Below are 16,197 nucleotides of genomic sequence, written 5' to 3'. Positions count from 1 at the left end.
CAGCGGATTGTCGTTCAGGCCGCTTCGGTAGCATCGGCGCCGACAAGCGCATCCGCCGCGCGCCGCCGCTCAACCCCAAACATGCGCCGATAGAGCACGACCGAGACGAGCCATGCAATCGCGAACAGCGCGACCACGGCGAAACCGACATTGGCGAGCGAGTCGTTGAGTGCGTCGACCAGTGCCCACACGCCGCCGGACAGGCTGAGCTGGTCCGCGATCAGCCCGAGCGCCTCGATTCCGCCGATCAACAGCGCCACCGCCACGGAAGCCCCTGTTATCGTGAGGTTGTACCAGAGCTTGCGCAGCGGATCGACGAAGGCCCAGCGATAGGCGCTCACCATCAGTGCCGAGTCGGCGGTATCGACCAGCGCCATACCCGACGCGAACAGCGCGGGGAAAACGAGAACATCGGCAAACGAAGCGCCGCGCGCGGCTTCGCCGGCGGAGATGCTGAGCAGGCCGATTTCGGTTGCGGTGTCGAAGCCGAGCCCAAACAAAAAGCCGAGCGGGTACATGTGCCAGGGCTTTGTCACCAGGCGGAACATCGGGCCGAGCAGCCGCGCCAAGAGGCCGCGATTGGCAAGCAGGGCATCGAGGCCCTCCGCGTCGTGAATCCCCCGCTCCCGTGCCGCGCGAAACGTCCGCCACAGGCCGACGAAGATGACGAGATTGATGGCCGCGATCACCAGCAGGAACAGCGCCGACACCGACGTGCCGATGAAGCCGCCGATCTCCTTGAGCAGGCTGTCGCCACCGAGGCTCACGACGCCGAGCGCGAGCAGCATGGTCGCGATCACGACGATTGTGGAATGGCCGAGCGCGAAATAGAGTCCGACGCTGCGCGGCGCGCCGCCTGCCTGCATCTGCTTGCGCACGACATTGTCGATGGCAGCGATGTGGTCGGCATCGACGGCGTGGCGCAGGCCGAACACCCAGGCGAGCAGCGCGGTCGCCATCACCGTCGGCCTGTCACCGAATGCCGCGAAGGCCCAGGTCCACGTCCCGATGTTGGCCGCGATCAGTCCGCCGAACAGCAGCACCGTTCCGGGCTCGACCGCCCGCAGAGATAATTTCGTCACGACCATCATTCCGTCCGCTGCACGCACCAACGCACGAGCGGTATGATCTTTTCACAGGATGGTCATACTGACCAGACCCGGCGGCCGCCTGATGATCGCATATGCGGATTTGCGGGAGGTCGTCATGCCCGGGCTTGTCCCGGCCATGACGATGAGGAGACGTCGGCGCACTGCATCACGCCGCCTCGGAGCCGCCGAGATAGGCGTCGCGGATGCGGGGATCGTCTTTCAGCGCGCGGGCGGAGCCGGAGAGAACGATCTTGCCGGTTTGGAGCACATAGGCCTCGTGCGCGATCTCGAGCGCGAGACTGGCGTTCTGCTCGACCATGAAGACCGAGACGCCCTCCTGGTTGATGGTGCGAATCAGCTCCAGCACGCGGTCGACATAAAGCGGCGACAGCCCCATGGTCGGCTCGTCCATCACGATCATCCTGGGACGGCTCATCAGCGCGCGCGCCATCGCGACCATCTGCTGCTCGCCGCCGGAGAGCGAACCGGCGCGCTGCGATAGCCGCTGGCCGAGCTTCGGGAACAGCGTGAGCATCTTGTCGAGATCCTGCGTGATCGCCTCGCGGTCATCGCGGACGAAGGCGCCCATCAGGATGTTCTCGCGCACGCTCATATCCGCGAACAGGCGCCGTGCCTCCGGCACCGAGGCGATGCCGCGGCGGACGATCTGCGGCGTGGTCAGCCCGAGCAGCGAGGCACCGTCGAAAGTCACATCGCCCGAGCGCGGCTTCACCAGGCCCAAAATGATCTTCATCGTCGTCGATTTGCCGCTGGCGTTGCCGCCGAGCAGGCAGACGATGTGGCCGCGCGGAACTGATATCGACAGATCGAAATGCACCTGGGCCTGACCGTAGAAGGTGTTGACGTCGGTAAGCGCCAGCAGCGCATCGGGCGGCGTGTTCGTCATGCCGCGCTCTCCTGCTTCGTTGTCAGGCCGTGGCCGAGATAGGCCTCGATCACCTTGGGATCGCCGCGCACCGCTTCGCCCGGACCTTCCGCGATTTTCTTGCCTTCGTCCATGACGATGACGCGATCGGAGAGGCGCATCACCATTTCGAGCTTGTGCTCGATCAGCAAGATCGTCAGTCCTTCGGCCTTCAGCTCGGCGACGAGGCCCTGCATCTCAGTGGTTTCGGTCGGGTTCATGCCGGCGGTCGGCTCGTCGAGCAGCAGCAGGCGCGGCTTCAGCGCGAGCGCGCGCGCGATCTCGACGCGACGGCGGTTGGCGTAAGAGAGGCTGTAGGCCGGCTGGTCGATGCGCGGCAGCAGCCGTTCGCCGAAGCGCGCGAGAATGACCTTCACATCCTCGCGCAGCCGCTCCTCCTCGGCCTTGACGCTAGCAGGGCGCAGCAGCGCCAACCCCAATTCCAGCAGCGGGCCGATCACCGGCACCGCCGGCCTGACCGCACGTAGCCGCGTGTGGGCACCGATCAACACGTTGTCCATGACGCTGAGATTGCCGAAGACGCGGCCGAGCTGGAACGTGCGCGCGATGCCTTCGGCGGCGAGCCGTTCCGGCGAGAAACCCGTGATGTCCTGATCTTCGAAGCGAACCGTCCCGGCGTCCGGCCGATCAAGCCCGGTCACGAGATTGAACAGCGTCGTCTTGCCGGCCCCGTTCGGGCCGATGATGCTGATCAGCTCGCCTTTGGCGAGATCGAGATCGATGGCGTCGACCGCGGTGAGGCCGCCGAAGCGCCGCGTCAGCCCGCGCAGGGACAGCATGGTCGTGCCCATCACATCGTCCCCAGCAGGCCCTGCGGCCTGAACCGCACCAGCAGCAGCAGCACGATGCCGTAGATCAGGATGCGATACTCCGCCGCGATCCGGAACACTTCCGGCAGGCCGACCAGCGCGACCGCTCCGACGATGGCCCCGACGACATTGCCGAGTCCGCCGAGGATCACCACCGTTAGCGCCAGGATGGATTGCTGCGTATTGAAGGTCTCGTGGTTGATGTAAGAATAGAGATGCGCGGCGATGCCGCCACTGACGCCGGCCGCGAACCCGCCGAAGATGAAGGCCAGCGATTTGTAGCGATTTAGGCTGAGCCCATAGGCGCGCGCGGCGATGTCGTCATCGCGGATGGCGCGAAAACTGCGGCCGAGATGCGAGCCGAGCAGGCGTCCCTGCAGCAGCGCCAGCACGACCATCGCGATGAAGCTGAACCAGTAGATCGAAATCGGGCTGACCAGCTCATAGCCAAACAGCGACAGCGGCGGGATGCCGGAGATGCCGATCGGGCCGCGCGTGACGCTCTCCCAATTCAGGATCACCAGCGAGACGATCTCGCCGATCGCGAGCGTCGCGATCGACACGTAATGCCCGCGCAGGCGAAACGACGGCGAGATCAGCGCCGTGCCGAGCGCCGCGCTCATCAGGCCGCCGCCGATGATGGCGAGGCCGACGGGAACGGAGAAGGTGAGCGACAGCAGCGCGGAGGTGTAGGCGCCGATCGCGAGCAGCGCGGCGTGTCCCAGTGAGACCTGGCCGATCGTGCCCGCCACTAGCGTGAGGCTCAGCGCGAGCATGCCGAGCAGCCAGGCGTTGATCAGGGTCTGGAGCACGTAGAACGACACCGGCAACAACGGCAGGATCGCGAAGACGGCGGTAGCGATCAGCAGAGCCCAGCGCGGAATGCGCACCGGGCGGCTCGGCGCGATGAAAGTGCCGGTGAGCGGCTCGGGCGGCGCCTGCCGCGCGCTGGCGAACAGGCCGTTCGGGCGCAGCACAAGCACCACGACCAGCAGCAGGAACGCGAACAGATTGCGGTAGCTGGTGCCGAACACGGCGACGCCGTAGCTCTCCACCAATCCCAGCAGCAGGCTGCCGATCACCGCACCCGGCACGTTGCCGGCGCCGCCGACGACTTCGGCGACGACGCCCTTGAGCGTCGCCTGCAGGCTCATCGCGGTGTCGATCTGGTTGTAGTACATGCCGACCAGCAGGCCGGAAACGCCGCCGAGCGCAGCCGCAATGCCAAACACGGCTTGATTGACGCGGTTGACGTCGACACCCATCTGCATCGCGGCGTCGCGATCCTGGGCCGTGGCGCGGATGGCCCAGCCAAGCTTGCTGTAGCGCAGGAACCCGAACAGCAGCAGTGCGCTGGTGATGCCGACGCCAGCGATGAGCAGATCGAGCGGTCCGATCGTGCCGCCGCCGATCTGGAAGCGGACGTCTGGCAGCTGGCTCGGCAGAGCGCGCGGATTGGGGGAGAACGTCAGCATCACGAGCTGATCGAGCACGAAGCTGATGCCGATGGTCGCCAACAGCGGGGCGATACGCACCGAGTTCTGCAGCGGACGCAGGCCGAACCGTTCGATGATCAGGCCAACCAGCGCCGCCGCCACCGCGACCACGATGATGGTGAGCGGCAGCGGCGTATGCAGCTGCACCACCGCGACCCAGCCGATATAGGCGCCGACGAGGTAGATCGAGCCTTGCGCAAAGTTGATCAGCCGGCTGACGCCGAAGATCAGCGCGAGCCCGACCGCAACGAGGGCGTAGACGTTACCGACGATCAGCCCGTTGATCGTGTAGTCGAGCCAGGAAGACACGCAGGAGATCCCCTCAGGTCGGCTTGCCGTCCCAGAGCGCGAACTGGCCCTTGCGCACGACGAGCTCGGCGTTCATGGCGCCCTTGACGCGCCGGCTCTCGACGTCGAACGTCGCCTTGCCGAAGATCACGCTCGAGACATCCTTCACTTTCGTAAAAGCGTCGCGGATCGCGCGCCGGTCGGTGCCGCCGATCTTGACGACGGCGGCCGCCATGTTCATCGCGTCATAGGCGTAGGCGTTGAACGCGTCGGGCTCCACCCCGTTGTATTTCTTCTTGAAGCCCGCGATGAACGTCTGCACTTCGGGGCGCGGGTCTTCGGGGAAGTAGCGCGTGCCGACATGGACGTCCTCGACGGCCTCCCCGCCGAGCTCCAGGAATTTCGGCGAGTAGACCGAGCTTGCGGCGCAAATCACCTGCTTCAGCCCGACCTGGCGTGCCTGACGCGCGATCAGCGCACCGTCAGAATAATAGGAGATCAGGATCAGCCCGTCCGGATTGGCGTCGCGGACACGCACCAGCGTGGAGCGGAAGTCGCGCTCCTCCGCGATGTAGCCTTCGGTGACCGCGATTTCGGCGCCGTGCTCCTTCGCGGCCTTGACGAAATAGTCGCGGCTGGTGCGGCCCCAATCGGTGTTGAGGTGCAGCACGGCGAGCTTCTTCAGGCCGAGACGTTTCACGGCATAGGCCGCCAGCAGCGGCTGCTCGTCGGCCTGGCTAACCGAGGTGCTCCACATGAAGTCGCCGCCCTTGGTGAAATCGGGATGCGAATTGGTAAATCCAAACTGCACCAGGCCGCCGCGCTGATAGATCGGCGAGGCCGCCATCGAGGCGGGGCTGGAGAAGTCGCCGAGCTCCATGACGATCCTGGGATCGGAGACGAATTTCTGGGCGATCGCCACCGACTGGCGCGGGTCGCTCTGGCTGTCCTCGAAACTATAGGCGAGCTTGCGGCCGTTGATGCCGCCCGCGGCCTGGATCTCGTCGAGCGCGAGATCGAAGCCCTGCTTCCATTGCGTGCCATATTGTGCGTTCGGCCCGGTCAACGGACCGCTGACGCCCAGCAAGATCGGTTCGGACGATTGCGCGAAGGCGGCGCGCGAGAAGGCTGCTCCCGCCATCATGGCGGCAAGCGAGCCCTTGACCAGGGTACGACGATCGATGTTGCTCATGGACGGCTCCATCCTGTCAGGTGTTGAAACAACCAGCAATTTCTATGCCGGTGAGATTGCCTATTTCGAGGGCTCGCCGAGCGACAGCATCAGCCGGTTCGCCCAGTTGAAGAACGACGCGCCGTTGATGACGTCGACGATCTCCGCATCGTCGAGACCGGCACGGCGCAGCTCATCGACATTGTCCGGGCCAAACGCGATCGGCGTCGCAGCCAGCGCCACGGAGGCCTTGACGACCGCATTCCAGCGCTCGCCGAGATCGGCGCCAACGCCTTCGTTGAGCAGGCGCTGCACATCATCGCGGCGCTTGGAATAGGTGCTGGCGAAACGCGCGTGCACGGAGGCGCAGTAGATGCAGCCGTTGTGGCGCGAGGTCGCAGCTGCCGCGAGCTCGCGCTCGGCGCGCGGCAGGCCGTCGGCAACATTGTAGAAGATGTCCTTGTCGGTCTTGGTGCGGGCCTCCAGCACCTCGGGATCGCGCACCAGCAGGCGGAAATATTCGGACTTGGAACGGGAGCGATCGACGAGGCCGGCGAAATGCCGCTCGGTCAGCTCGGCTTCGGGCAGCGGATCGATCCACGACACCCAGCCCAGTTCATCCTGGGTGAAGACCACGGGCGAATTGACATTGCTTGCAGCGCTCATGATGCAGCCTCCTTACGCGCCGACCGCGGCGTTCGCGGTGCGCCCGAGCGAGGCACCGAGCACGCGCAGTCCGGTGACGACGCGCACCTGGAACGACAGGAACGCAACAAGCTGAGAGAACGTGACGATGCCGGTGTTCGACCAGCCGGCGGCTAGCAGCGCCTTCATGTCGGCCGCAGCCGCATCGCGCGGGCGGAACACCAGCAGATGCGCATGCTCGAACGCCGCAACGAGCCGGCCCCCGAGATCGGCCTTGCGCTCCGCGCTGACGCGGTAGATCAGGCCCGCCTTGTTCTCGACCGACAGCGGGCCGGCCGGAAAGGCACCGTAGGGGCCAGAGGTCTCGCCCCGCACGATTTCAAACTCGATCGCCTCGACCAAGCGCGCGCCGTCGGCGATCGCAGCTAACTTCGCGCGATAGAAGGCAGCTACAGTCGGCTCGCGGTGAAGGCCGAGCACGAAGAGCGCGACTGCGGCGCGCTCGACGAGCGAGAAGTCACTGGCGTCGATCGGCTCGAACAGAGAGAGATAGCTCTGCTGCGCGTTGTCGCGCGCCTGCAGGCGTCGCGCGCGAATAGTATCGAGCGCCGAACCCGGTTCGATCCCCGCGAGGGTGTCGATGATATGCTTCGTAGCCATCATTGAGCCTCTTGCAGCCTGGTGCAACGCGATTCCGTTCATTCCGACTATCCCGCCAGCGCCACGCCGGGCGCCGTCCGCGCCCAGCCCAGCGCCGGCGCGACCTTCTCCGCGACCAGCTCGATCGAGCGCAGGATATGGGGATGCGGGGCATCGACCGAATGCGCCTGGAAGACGAGATCGGTCACCCGCTCCAGCGTGGCGTCGGCGCGGAGCGAAGCGATGACGTCGTCGGCCGCGCCGACATGGGTGTCGAACGCCGCGATCATCTCCTCCAGCGTTTCGCCCGGCTTGGCGTGGCCGCCCTTGAGGAATTGGGGCAGCGCGCGCCGCAGCCCGATATCGGCAAGGCGCAACGCCTCAGTGCGGTCGTCGGCGACGAAGATGGTGCGCGAAGCCATGATGCGGGGCTCGCGTCCCGGCGGCAGTGCTTCGAGATAGGCATCGATCACCGGGTTCTGAATCTCGGCCAGCGTTGCCTTCGGCGCTTCCTTAGTCCGGGGCTGGGTGCGCGACAGCAACAGGCCATCGCCCGCCTTGCCGGCACGCGCGCCGCCCGCCACAGAGAACGTCGCCTGCCAGATCCTGTCGTCCAGTTGCGGCCGCTGCGGATAGAGCGTGTCGCCACCGTCGAGCGGCCTGCCCACCAGCGCCGTGCGGACGACCTCCAGATTGCGCGCAAAGATCTCGTTGCGCTGGGCGCTGTCGAGGCCGAACGCGGCAAACGCCGAGGGATTGCCGCCGGTGCCGACACCGAGCTCGAAGCGACCGTTGCAGAGCAGATCGAGCACCGCGGCGTCCTCGGCCACGCGCACCGCATTCTCAAGCGGCAAGGTGACGATGCCGGTGCCGAGCCGGATGCGCGAGGTTTGGGCTGCGACGTAACCGAGGAAGGTGAAGGGCGACGGCAGGCCGCCCTCGCGCTCGTGGAAATGGTGCTGCGCGATCCACGCGGAATCGAGGCCCGCCTTCTCGGCGCGCACGATCTGCTCGGCCGCGAAGCGATATCGGTCGGCGGGCGGGGCCTCGTCGAGAAGCCGCGTGAAAAACCCCAGGCGTTTCAGGTTTGCTAAGCGTTTCATACGACCCCTGTCGGACGAGGATGGGCCCCGATGATGTCGGTTGCCGCAGCTCCAGACAAGCGGGCATTGTGCAGGGCTAGTACGCAAGGCTGCCCGCCGGGATCGCCCTGAGCTGGACTTTGACTAGGCAGACTGCCTACCAGCTCGGCAGCACCGCGCCCTTGAACTTGGTCAGGACGAACTCCTTGACCTCCGCCGTGTGGTAGCTGTCCACGAGGATCTTGACCCAGGGCTTGTCCTTGTCGACCGTGCGAATGGCGATGAGATTGACGTAGGGACCCTTCGGGTCCTCGCGCAGGATCGGATCCTTGACGGGATCGAGGCCCGCCTGGGTTGCATAATTGGTGTTGATCGCGGCAGCGTCGACATCCTCGAGCGCGCGCGGCGCCTGCGCCGCGTCGACCTCGATAAACTTCAGCTTCTTGGGATTCTCGGTGATATCAAGCACCGTCGGCTTGAAGCCGGTGCCGTCCTTCAGCTTGATCACGCCCTTGTCGCGCAGGAGCAGCAGCACGCGGCCGCCATTGGTCGGATCGTTCGGGATCGAGACCTTGCCGCCCTCCGGGATGTCGGCGAAGGCCTTGTGCTTCTTCGAATAGACACCGATCGGGAAATTCACGGTCAGGCCGACGGCTTCGATCTTGTAGCCACGGTCCGCCTTCTGGTTGTCGAGATAAGGCTGGTTCTGGAACGAATTGGCCTGGATCTCGCCCGCATCGAGCGCGGCGTTCGGCACGACGTAGTCGGAGAATTCGATGAGCTTGATGTCGAGACCCTGCTTGGCCGCGATCGGCTTCACGGCCTCGAAGATCTGGGCGTGCGGCCCCGGCGTCACGCCGATCTTGATGCTCTCGCCTGAAGCGGCGGCCGACCAGGCGGCGAGCACGGTCGCGAGGATCAGGGTGGAACGGAACGACATCTTGGTCTCCATGACTCGGGCAATAATTGGAACCGTATTCGCTTCTCCGCGAGGCGAAATCAATGAAATGGAAATCCATATTGGCCGGCTGACGCGGACGACACTTCTCCGTTCGATCGCATGTGGGGAACGAATGCACCCGCGCAAGCGTGAGGCGCATCACGGCAAAACGGCACGGATCGTTGCCCGTAGTCCGATGGAGCGAAGCCCGACTCGGGACGCCGCCTGCGCGGCAGGACTTATCCTGGTTTGCGCTCGGCTCCATCCGGGCTTCAAACCTCCCCCACACGTTCGTCATTTCGCCGCAGGGTTTTCTGACCCTGTCGGCATTGCCGCCTCGCCCATGATGAAACATGATGGGCCCTGGCCGGTGACGACTTGTCTGTGAAGTGGGGATCATCCGATGAACGAGAACGAAATCCGCAAGTCCATCGCTGAGGTGAAGCAGGGCAAGCTGTCGCGACGCTCGTTCATGCAGACGATGGCTGCGATCGGGATCGCAGCGCCGGTCGCGAGCCAGATCCTGGTCTGGAACGACGTGGCGATGGCGGACGCCACGCTGCCCTACAAGCCGACCAAGGCCGGGGGCGGCGGCCCGCTCAAGATCCTGCTCTGGCAGGCTCCGACGCTGCTCAATCCGCATTTCGCGCTCGGCACCAAGGATCAGATCGCCTCGCGCGTCTTCTTCGAGCCGCTCGCCGGCTGGGACAAGGAGGGCAACCTCGTCCCATGCCTCGCGGCCGAGGCCCCATCCAAGCAGAACGGCGGCCTTTCGCCGGACGGCCTGAGCGTGACCTGGAAACTGAAGCAGGGCGTGAGGTGGCACGACGGCAAGCCCTTCACCGCCGATGACGTCGTCTTCACCTGGCAATACGCCTCGGATCTCGCCACAGCGGCGTACACCACCGGATCCTACAAAGACATCACGGTCGAGAAGATCGACGACCACACCGTCAAGGTGCTCTTCAAGGCGCCGACTCCGTTCTGGGCCGACCCGTTCGTCGGTTCGGTCGGTCCGATCCTGCCGAAACATCATTTCGGCGACTATGTCGGTGCGAAGTCGCGCGAAGCGCCTGGCAATCTGAAGCCGGTCGGCACCGGTCCCTACAAATTCGTCGAGTTCAAGCCCGGGGACCTGATCCGGGCCGAACGCAATCCCGACTATCACGTCAAGAACCAGCCGCATTTCGACACGCTGGAGATCAAGGGCGGCGGCGATGCGGTGTCCGCGGCGCGCGCCGTGCTGCAGACCGGCGAATATGACTATGCCTGGAACATGCAGGTGGAGGAGGAGGTCCTCAAACGCATGGAGGCCAGCGGCAAGGGCAAGCTCGACGTCACGCCCTCAGGTAACGTCGAGTTCATCATCCTCAACACGACGGACCCGTGGACCGAGGTGGACGGCGAGCGCTCCAGCCCCAAGACCAAGCACCCGGCGCTGTCCGATCCCGCCGTTCGCCGCGCGATGAACCTGCTGATCGACCGCGAGTCGATCCAGAAGTTCATCTACGGGCGCGGCGGCGTCGCCACCGCGAGCTTCGTCAACGCACCCAAACAGTTCAAGTCGCCGAAGCTGAAATACGAGTTCGACATCGGCAAGGCCAACAAGGTCCTCGATGAAGCCGGCTGGGCCAAGGGCGCGGACGGCATCCGCGAGAAGGACGGCAAGAAGCTCAAATTCGTCTTCCAGACCTCGACCAATGCGCCGCGTCAGAAGACGCAGGCGATCATCAAGCAGGCTTGCCAGAAGGCCGGCATCGAGATCGAAATCAAGGCGGTCACGGCATCGGTGTTCTTCTCGTCCGACGTCGGCAACCCCGACACCTACTCGAAATTCTATGCCGATATGGAGATGTACAACACCACGCAGCCGCAGCCCGACCCGGAGCGCTTCCTGAACCAGTGCGTCTCCTGGGAAATCTCCAACAAGGACAACAAATGGCTCGGCCGCAACGTCTCGCGCTGGTCCGATCCCGAGGCCGACAAGGCCTACAAGGCCGCGCAGAACGAGCTTGATCCGGTCAAGCGCGCCGCGCTGCTGATCAAGGTCGACGAAACCTTTTGCGAGGCTAACGTGTTCCTGCCGCTTCTATCCCGCAACATCGTCAACGCAGGGGTCAACGACCTCATGGTGGACATGTCGGGATGGGACGTTACGACCTGGAATCTGGCGGGTTGGTACCGCAGCTGACGCCGGAGAGGCTGAACGCTCGATCTCCGTCTCGGCAGACCACCAGCTCAATCCCTGCCCGCGAATTGGCGGTCGAGGTTTGACGCCGTGTCGGCGCTTCTCAGCCGTTTCATCAGCTCATCCCTCTCCTTGCCGTCGGGCAACGACTCGGCCTTCTCACGGATGGTCCTGGTGAACTCCGCAAGCCGCTCTTGAAGCGTGGTGGTTTGCTGAACGCGATGCCGCCTGAGCACGATCGGATCTCCATGTCATGGCACGATGCGGTGCCTTTCTGGATGGCCAATGATAAGAGCGAGCGCAGCCATATCTATATCAAATGATATAGTTCAAGCCATTTGGTACCGACGCACTTTGTTCACATGTGAACAGTTCGAGCTGCTTCAGCAGAGCCGTTCAGGAACGAAAATGACGACTGTTGCATTGACGCGGCGAGACAGCACGGACGCGCCATGGGCAAGATGTTGATCGGCACCGCCGTCGTGAGCCTGGCACTCATCATTGCCTTCGCGGTCTATGTCATCACTCTTTGAATTGCCGACAGAGGAAGTGGTGATGTGCGGCTCGGACATCACCCGCGCGCGCAGCAATCGACCAACAGGTCCCAGATCCGCTCCGCATCGCCCGATGCGCGGGGTTCTGGCCCTTTCTCCGGGTTCGACTGCGAATAGCCCGCCACCGGGCGCGCCTCGCGCGGCACGATCCATCTCTGGGAGATCGGGTCGTACCATTTTCCGATCATCATTTCAGTCACGCCGATCGACTCACCGATTTGATCCTGGGCGGAGCTACGGCTCGCGGACTTCGTCGAATCCCGTTGGCCGCGCATCCACATTTTACAAATCGGCTTCTTGCCCGATCGTTCCTGCCGCGACTCAGCCCGGCCGCGCCGGATGAAGCGTACGGGGATGCCTCTCGTGCAGCAGCCGCGCAAGCTCTTCCCGTTCCGCGGCACGTCCCTTCATGGCAGTCTCGAACAGCGCTTCCTGGATGTCGCGCGGCATGTCGCCCCACACGTCCATCGCCGCTCGTCCGAGCAGGCCCGCAAGATGATCCACTCCATCGCTCATTGGGCTCTCCTGATCTGGTCCGGGGATGGAACAGCCGTGGCTTTGCGGCGTTCCAGTTCCATCATTGTGAAAGGAGACATCATTTATGGGATTCTTCACCAAGGATATCAAATCGATGGAAGACCTGCTGCTGCACGGCCTGCAGGATATCTATTACGCGGAACAGCAGATCCTCAAGGCGCTGCCGAAGATGATCGACAAGGCGACGAACAAAGACCTCGTCGCCGGGCTGAAAGCTCATCTGGAAGAGACCAACAAGCAGGTCGACAGGCTCGGCAAGGTGTTCGCGAAGCTCGGCAAGGAGCCCAGCGGAACGCACTGTCCCGCCATCGACGGCATCATCAAGGAGGCCGACGAGACCGCCGGCGAGATCGAGGACAAGGCCGTGCTCGACGCCGCGATCGTGGCCAACGCACAGGCCGTCGAGCATTATGAAATGTGCCGCTACGGCACGCTGATCGCATGGGCGGAGGAACTCGGGCACGACGACATCGTGCGCTTCCTCACGACGAACCTGAACGAAGAGAAGGCCGCCAACACCAAGCTGAATACCGTAGCGCTTCGCAAGGGCGTCAATGCCAAGGCGTCCAGCGCCGCTTGATCGAGACGTGCCAGTTAAGACGTGCTGGTGAAGTACTGGACGTGGCGGCCCCGCTCGCGGAGCTGCCACGTTCTCGTTGCACGTTCGGTCAGATGAACGGCTTCCCGCCGGTGACCGCCAGGGTTGCTCCCGATGTGTAGCTCGAGAGCGGATCGGCGAGCATGACATAGGCGGTCGCGAGCTCGGCCGGCTGGCCGGCCCGCTGCATCGGCACCTGCTTGCCAAAATTCTTGACCTTGTCCTCCGGCATGGTCGACGGAATCAGCGGCGTCCAGATCGGCCCCGGGGCGACCGCATTGACCCGAATGCCCTTCGCCGCCAGCATCTGGGCGAGCCCGCCGGTGAAATTCTGAATGGCGCCCTTGGTCGTCGCATAGGCGAGCAGGGTCGGATTCGGCATGTCGGAGTTCACCGACGCGGTGTTGATGATCGCCGCTCCCGGGCGCATGTGGGGCACCGCAGCCTTGGTGAGATAGAACATGGCGTGGATGTTGGTCTCGAACGTCCGCTGCCATTCCTCGTCGCTGATATCAGCGATCTCCTTGAACGTGTCCTGATGGGCCGCGTTATTGACGAGGATGTCTATTGCGCCGAACGCCTGGACGGTGCGGGCGACGATCGCGCGGCAATGATCGGGATTGCGGATGTCACCGGGGATCAGGACGACCTTGCGTCCCTCGCGCTCCACCAGCGCCTTGACCTCGGCGGCATCCTCGTCCTCGTTCAAATAGGCGACGACGATGTCCGCGCCTTCCCGGGCATAGGCGATCGCGACCGCGCGGCCGATGCCGCTGTCGCCTCCGGTGATAATCGCTTTCTTTCCGGCCAGGCGCCCGGCGCCTTTATAACTCTCCTCGCCGTGATCCGGTCGCGGATTCATCGCGCGCGTCGAACCGGGCATCGGTTGCTGTTGCGGAGGATAAGGCGGCTTTGGATATTCGGTCATGAAGCGGCTCCAGAGATTTGCTCCGCTAACGGAAAGCTTTCGGAAGCGTTCCTCGCCGTTCCATCACGCCTCCTGGCCAAGCCGCACGATGATGTCGTTCGGCAATAGGGCTGGCGCGTCGCCGGCACCCAATCGCCATAGGCTCTCGCCCGCAACCAGTGCCGGCATGGGCAGTTCGCGGTCGGCGAAATTGGTAACAATCTGCAAGATGTCTCCCTTCTCCGTCCGCCAACGGGCATCCAGGCCGCCCTTGCGCTGGTCCTCCCCCAGCAACTTGCAATCAGCCGACACGAAACCCCGTTTGATCAGCGGCACGATCTTCTCGCGCCGTATCTTCAGCAATTGGGCTGTCAGGCCGCGAAACCTGGCGCTGGCGGGAGAGCGATCGATGCCGGTCCAGTCGAGCTTCGATGCCTCGAAGGTCTTTTCATCGCACGGATCCGGAATCCTGGCGCGCATGTCAGGCGTCGAGAATGCCTTGAAGTGAGAAAACTCCTTGCGCCGCCCTTCCCGCGTCAGCTCGGCCGCTTCGCCCGACCAATCCGCGAAGAACAGGAACGGCGTCTCGGCCGCGGCTTCCTCACCCATGAACAACATCGGAATATGCGGATTCAAGAGAACCAGCGCCATGGCCTGATCCAGTTTCTCCGCACCGACCAGTCTTGAAAGCCGCTCCCCCAACGCGCGGTTGCCGATCTGGTCGTGGTTCTGGGCGAAGAAGATGGTGGCCTCGGGCGGCAGATGCGCGCTCGGCTCGCCGCGCGGTGCGTCATGCAGCGGAAAGACTTCGCCCTGATAGGCAAAGCCCTCAATGAGCGCTCGCGCGAGATGTTCGAGCGGCCTGTCGGCGAAGGCGCGATAATAGCCTTCGTCCTCGCCCGTCAACAGGACGTGGAGCGCGTTGTGAAAATCATCGCCCCATTGCGCATCATAGAGCCGGGTTGGTCCTTGCGCTCGGTCGAGCAGGCGGGCCTGATTGGCCTCGTTCTCCAGCATCAGATGCACGCGCCGGCCCGGCAGCTGACGGCGAACCGTCTCGGCAAGCTCGACCAGGAAATGGCGTTCGGAATCGTCCTTCAGGGCATGGACCGCGTCGAGCCGCAAGCCGTCGAAGCCATAGTCGCGCAGCCACATCAACGCGTTCTCGATCAGGAACTCGCGCACGAACGCGCCGTCGTGTCCCTCGAGGTTGACCGCAGGCCCCCAGCCGGTGCTGTGGCGCGCGGTGAAGAAGCTCTCTGCATAGAGGTGCAGATAGTTCAGCTGCGGCCCGAAATGGTTATAGACGACATCGAGATAGACCATGATGTCGAGGGCATGCGCCGCGCGTAACAGCCGCTTGAGGTCTTCCGGCCTGCCGTAGCGTGCATTTGGCGCATTCAGCAGCACGCCGTCATAGCCCCAATTGTGCCGGCCGGGGACGTCATTGAGTGGCATCAGCTCGATCGCGGTGATGCCGAGATGGCGCAGATAGGGCAGCTTCTTCTCGATGCCGGCATAGCTGCCTTCCTCGCTGAAGGTGCCGACATGCAGCTCGTAGATCACGGCCTCCGCCCAGGGGCGGCCGGGATAGAGCACCGGATCCCGGAACGCCGCGGTGTCGACCACCTCGCTCGGCGCCCCGACGTCGTCGGGCTGGAAGAACGAGGCGGGATCGGGAACGACCAGATCTTCGTTGATCCTGAACTGATAGCGCGTGCCGACGCGCGCGGTGGGGCTCAACCACTGGTACCAGCCGTCGTCGTCTCGCGTCATCGGGCGGGGCGGCTGGCCGGCTTCGAGCAATTCGACCGAGCGCGCCGTCGGCGCCCAGAGATTGAAGCAGACCCCGTGATCGAGGCATCGAGGACCGTGGTGTCGCGCCTGCCCGGCCATTCCCAATCTGTGACTCAAACCTGGCCGCCTTTACCTGCATGGCTGGAAGTGACGACACGCTTCGCGAGGCTCGATTTTACGATCGCTTAAGCATGCTCAGGACGAATGAAGCCGAGATGCGGGCATTCGTTCCTCAGGCGAGCGCCGCACCCGGCGCACACGCTCTATGTGCACTTTTGGACCGAGGACGAAAAAAGTCTGATCGGTGGCGAAAGTTAGGAACGTTTGTTGCGGTGCGGAATTCAGGATTTGCGCTCCGTTGGGGAAGCGCAATTGGAATTTCGAAGATGGTTGGCAGAGGCCGATGTTGTCCCTTGGGCCGGGGGGCCTAGCTGTGGAGCCTCAAGAGGTTGTCCACGGTCAGACCGAGCCTGCTGATGGGCGTTTGAGATTTTATCCCGGCGTGCGGC

General features: G+C 64.1%; 17 protein-coding genes. 2 read left to right on the top strand and 15 right to left on the bottom strand.

All coding sequences use genetic code 11. The features are described 5' to 3' along the window. Nucleotides 1-14 precede the first annotated feature (14 nt). The 9 genes from AC0L3P_RS13835 to AC0L3P_RS13795 all read right to left on the bottom strand — a co-directional run bounded on the left by AC0L3P_RS13835 (nucleotide 15) and on the right by AC0L3P_RS13795 (nucleotide 9,119). The gene (locus AC0L3P_RS13835) at nucleotides 15-1,091 is read right to left on the bottom strand and encodes a HoxN/HupN/NixA family nickel/cobalt transporter (protein WP_473302250.1); all 1,077 of its coding nucleotides are present in this window, start codon (nucleotides 1,089-1,091) and stop codon (nucleotides 15-17) included. A 166-nt stretch (nucleotides 1,092-1,257) separates the two neighbouring features. After that, on the bottom strand, nucleotides 1,258-1,998 hold the full coding sequence (locus AC0L3P_RS13830) for an ABC transporter ATP-binding protein (protein ID WP_473302249.1): 741 nt from the start codon (nucleotides 1,996-1,998) through the stop codon (nucleotides 1,258-1,260). Further along, a complete protein-coding gene (locus tag AC0L3P_RS13825; protein ID WP_473302248.1) occupies nucleotides 1,995-2,828 on the bottom strand; it encodes an ABC transporter ATP-binding protein in 834 nt (277 codons plus the stop codon). Before AC0L3P_RS13825 ends, AC0L3P_RS13830 begins: the two co-directional genes overlap by 4 nt. Continuing rightward, the gene (locus tag AC0L3P_RS13820) at nucleotides 2,828-4,651 is read right to left on the bottom strand and encodes an ABC transporter permease (protein ID WP_473302247.1); all 1,824 of its coding nucleotides are present in this window, start codon (nucleotides 4,649-4,651) and stop codon (nucleotides 2,828-2,830) included. The genes AC0L3P_RS13825 and AC0L3P_RS13820 overlap by 1 nt, the downstream gene beginning before the upstream one ends. A 13-nt stretch (nucleotides 4,652-4,664) precedes the next feature. Beyond that, entirely contained in the window at nucleotides 4,665-5,822 is a 1,158-nt protein-coding gene (locus tag AC0L3P_RS13815) for an ABC transporter substrate-binding protein (RefSeq protein WP_275169398.1), read from the bottom strand. A gap of 60 nt (nucleotides 5,823-5,882) precedes the next feature. Then, nucleotides 5,883-6,467, bottom strand: a complete 585-nt coding sequence (locus tag AC0L3P_RS13810; RefSeq protein WP_473302246.1) for an alkylhydroperoxidase domain protein — start codon at nucleotides 6,465-6,467, stop codon at nucleotides 5,883-5,885. A gap of 12 nt (nucleotides 6,468-6,479) precedes the next feature. Beyond that, nucleotides 6,480-7,106 (bottom strand): CMD domain protein, encoded by a 627-nt coding sequence (locus tag AC0L3P_RS13805; protein ID WP_473302245.1) that lies wholly within the window; start codon nucleotides 7,104-7,106, stop codon nucleotides 6,480-6,482. 47 nt (nucleotides 7,107-7,153) lie between these two features. After that, nucleotides 7,154-8,188 carry a putative FMN-dependent luciferase-like monooxygenase gene (locus AC0L3P_RS13800; protein ID WP_473302244.1) on the bottom strand — a complete coding sequence of 345 codons (1,035 nt, stop codon included), beginning with the start codon at nucleotides 8,186-8,188 and terminating at the stop codon, nucleotides 7,154-7,156. 136 nt (nucleotides 8,189-8,324) lie between these two features. Next, nucleotides 8,325-9,119 carry a MetQ/NlpA family ABC transporter substrate-binding protein gene (locus AC0L3P_RS13795; RefSeq protein WP_473302243.1) on the bottom strand — a complete coding sequence of 265 codons (795 nt, stop codon included), beginning with the start codon at nucleotides 9,117-9,119 and terminating at the stop codon, nucleotides 8,325-8,327. Between the two features lie 391 nt (nucleotides 9,120-9,510). Here AC0L3P_RS13795 and AC0L3P_RS13790 point away from each other — a divergent pair, with 391 nt between their 5' ends. Continuing rightward, nucleotides 9,511-11,298 (top strand): peptide ABC transporter substrate-binding protein, encoded by a 1,788-nt coding sequence (locus AC0L3P_RS13790; RefSeq protein ID WP_354204956.1) that lies wholly within the window; start codon nucleotides 9,511-9,513, stop codon nucleotides 11,296-11,298. 47 nt (nucleotides 11,299-11,345) lie between these two features. Here the strand turns inward: AC0L3P_RS13790 and AC0L3P_RS13785 are convergent, their stop codons facing one another. The 4 genes from AC0L3P_RS13785 to AC0L3P_RS13770 all read right to left on the bottom strand — a co-directional run bounded on the left by AC0L3P_RS13785 (nucleotide 11,346) and on the right by AC0L3P_RS13770 (nucleotide 12,365). Continuing rightward, entirely contained in the window at nucleotides 11,346-11,531 is a 186-nt protein-coding gene (locus AC0L3P_RS13785; RefSeq protein ID WP_275169403.1) for a hypothetical protein, read from the bottom strand. Nucleotides 11,532-11,678: 147 nt separating this feature from the next. Then, nucleotides 11,679-11,867: a hypothetical protein gene (locus tag AC0L3P_RS13780; RefSeq protein ID WP_473302242.1), complete on the bottom strand. Its 189-nt coding sequence runs from the start codon at nucleotides 11,865-11,867 to the stop codon at nucleotides 11,679-11,681. Continuing rightward, on the bottom strand, nucleotides 11,867-12,130 hold the full coding sequence (locus AC0L3P_RS13775; protein ID WP_473302241.1) for a hypothetical protein: 264 nt from the start codon (nucleotides 12,128-12,130) through the stop codon (nucleotides 11,867-11,869). Before AC0L3P_RS13775 ends, AC0L3P_RS13780 begins: the two co-directional genes overlap by 1 nt. Nucleotides 12,131-12,170: 40 nt before the next feature. After that, nucleotides 12,171-12,365 carry a hypothetical protein gene (locus AC0L3P_RS13770; protein WP_275169405.1) on the bottom strand — a complete coding sequence of 65 codons (195 nt, stop codon included), beginning with the start codon at nucleotides 12,363-12,365 and terminating at the stop codon, nucleotides 12,171-12,173. Nucleotides 12,366-12,450: 85 nt separating this feature from the next. Between AC0L3P_RS13770 and AC0L3P_RS13765 the strand changes: the two genes are divergently transcribed. Next, entirely contained in the window at nucleotides 12,451-12,966 is a 516-nt protein-coding gene (locus AC0L3P_RS13765; RefSeq protein ID WP_354204951.1) for a YciE/YciF ferroxidase family protein, read from the top strand. An 88-nt stretch (nucleotides 12,967-13,054) separates the two neighbouring features. Here the strand turns inward: AC0L3P_RS13765 and AC0L3P_RS13760 are convergent, their stop codons facing one another. Next, complete coding sequence (locus AC0L3P_RS13760) at nucleotides 13,055-13,912, bottom strand: SDR family oxidoreductase (protein WP_354204949.1); 858 nt, start codon at nucleotides 13,910-13,912, stop codon at nucleotides 13,055-13,057. Nucleotides 13,913-13,975: 63 nt separating this feature from the next. Then, entirely contained in the window at nucleotides 13,976-15,787 is a 1,812-nt protein-coding gene (gene treZ, locus AC0L3P_RS13755; protein WP_473302312.1) for a malto-oligosyltrehalose trehalohydrolase, read from the bottom strand. Nucleotides 15,788-16,197: the final 410 nt, after the last annotated feature.

This window comes from Bradyrhizobium sp. WSM4874, from assembly GCF_055811835.1.
Note: the sequence above shows the minus strand (reverse complement) of the source record. Positions and strands in the feature narration are given on the sequence as shown.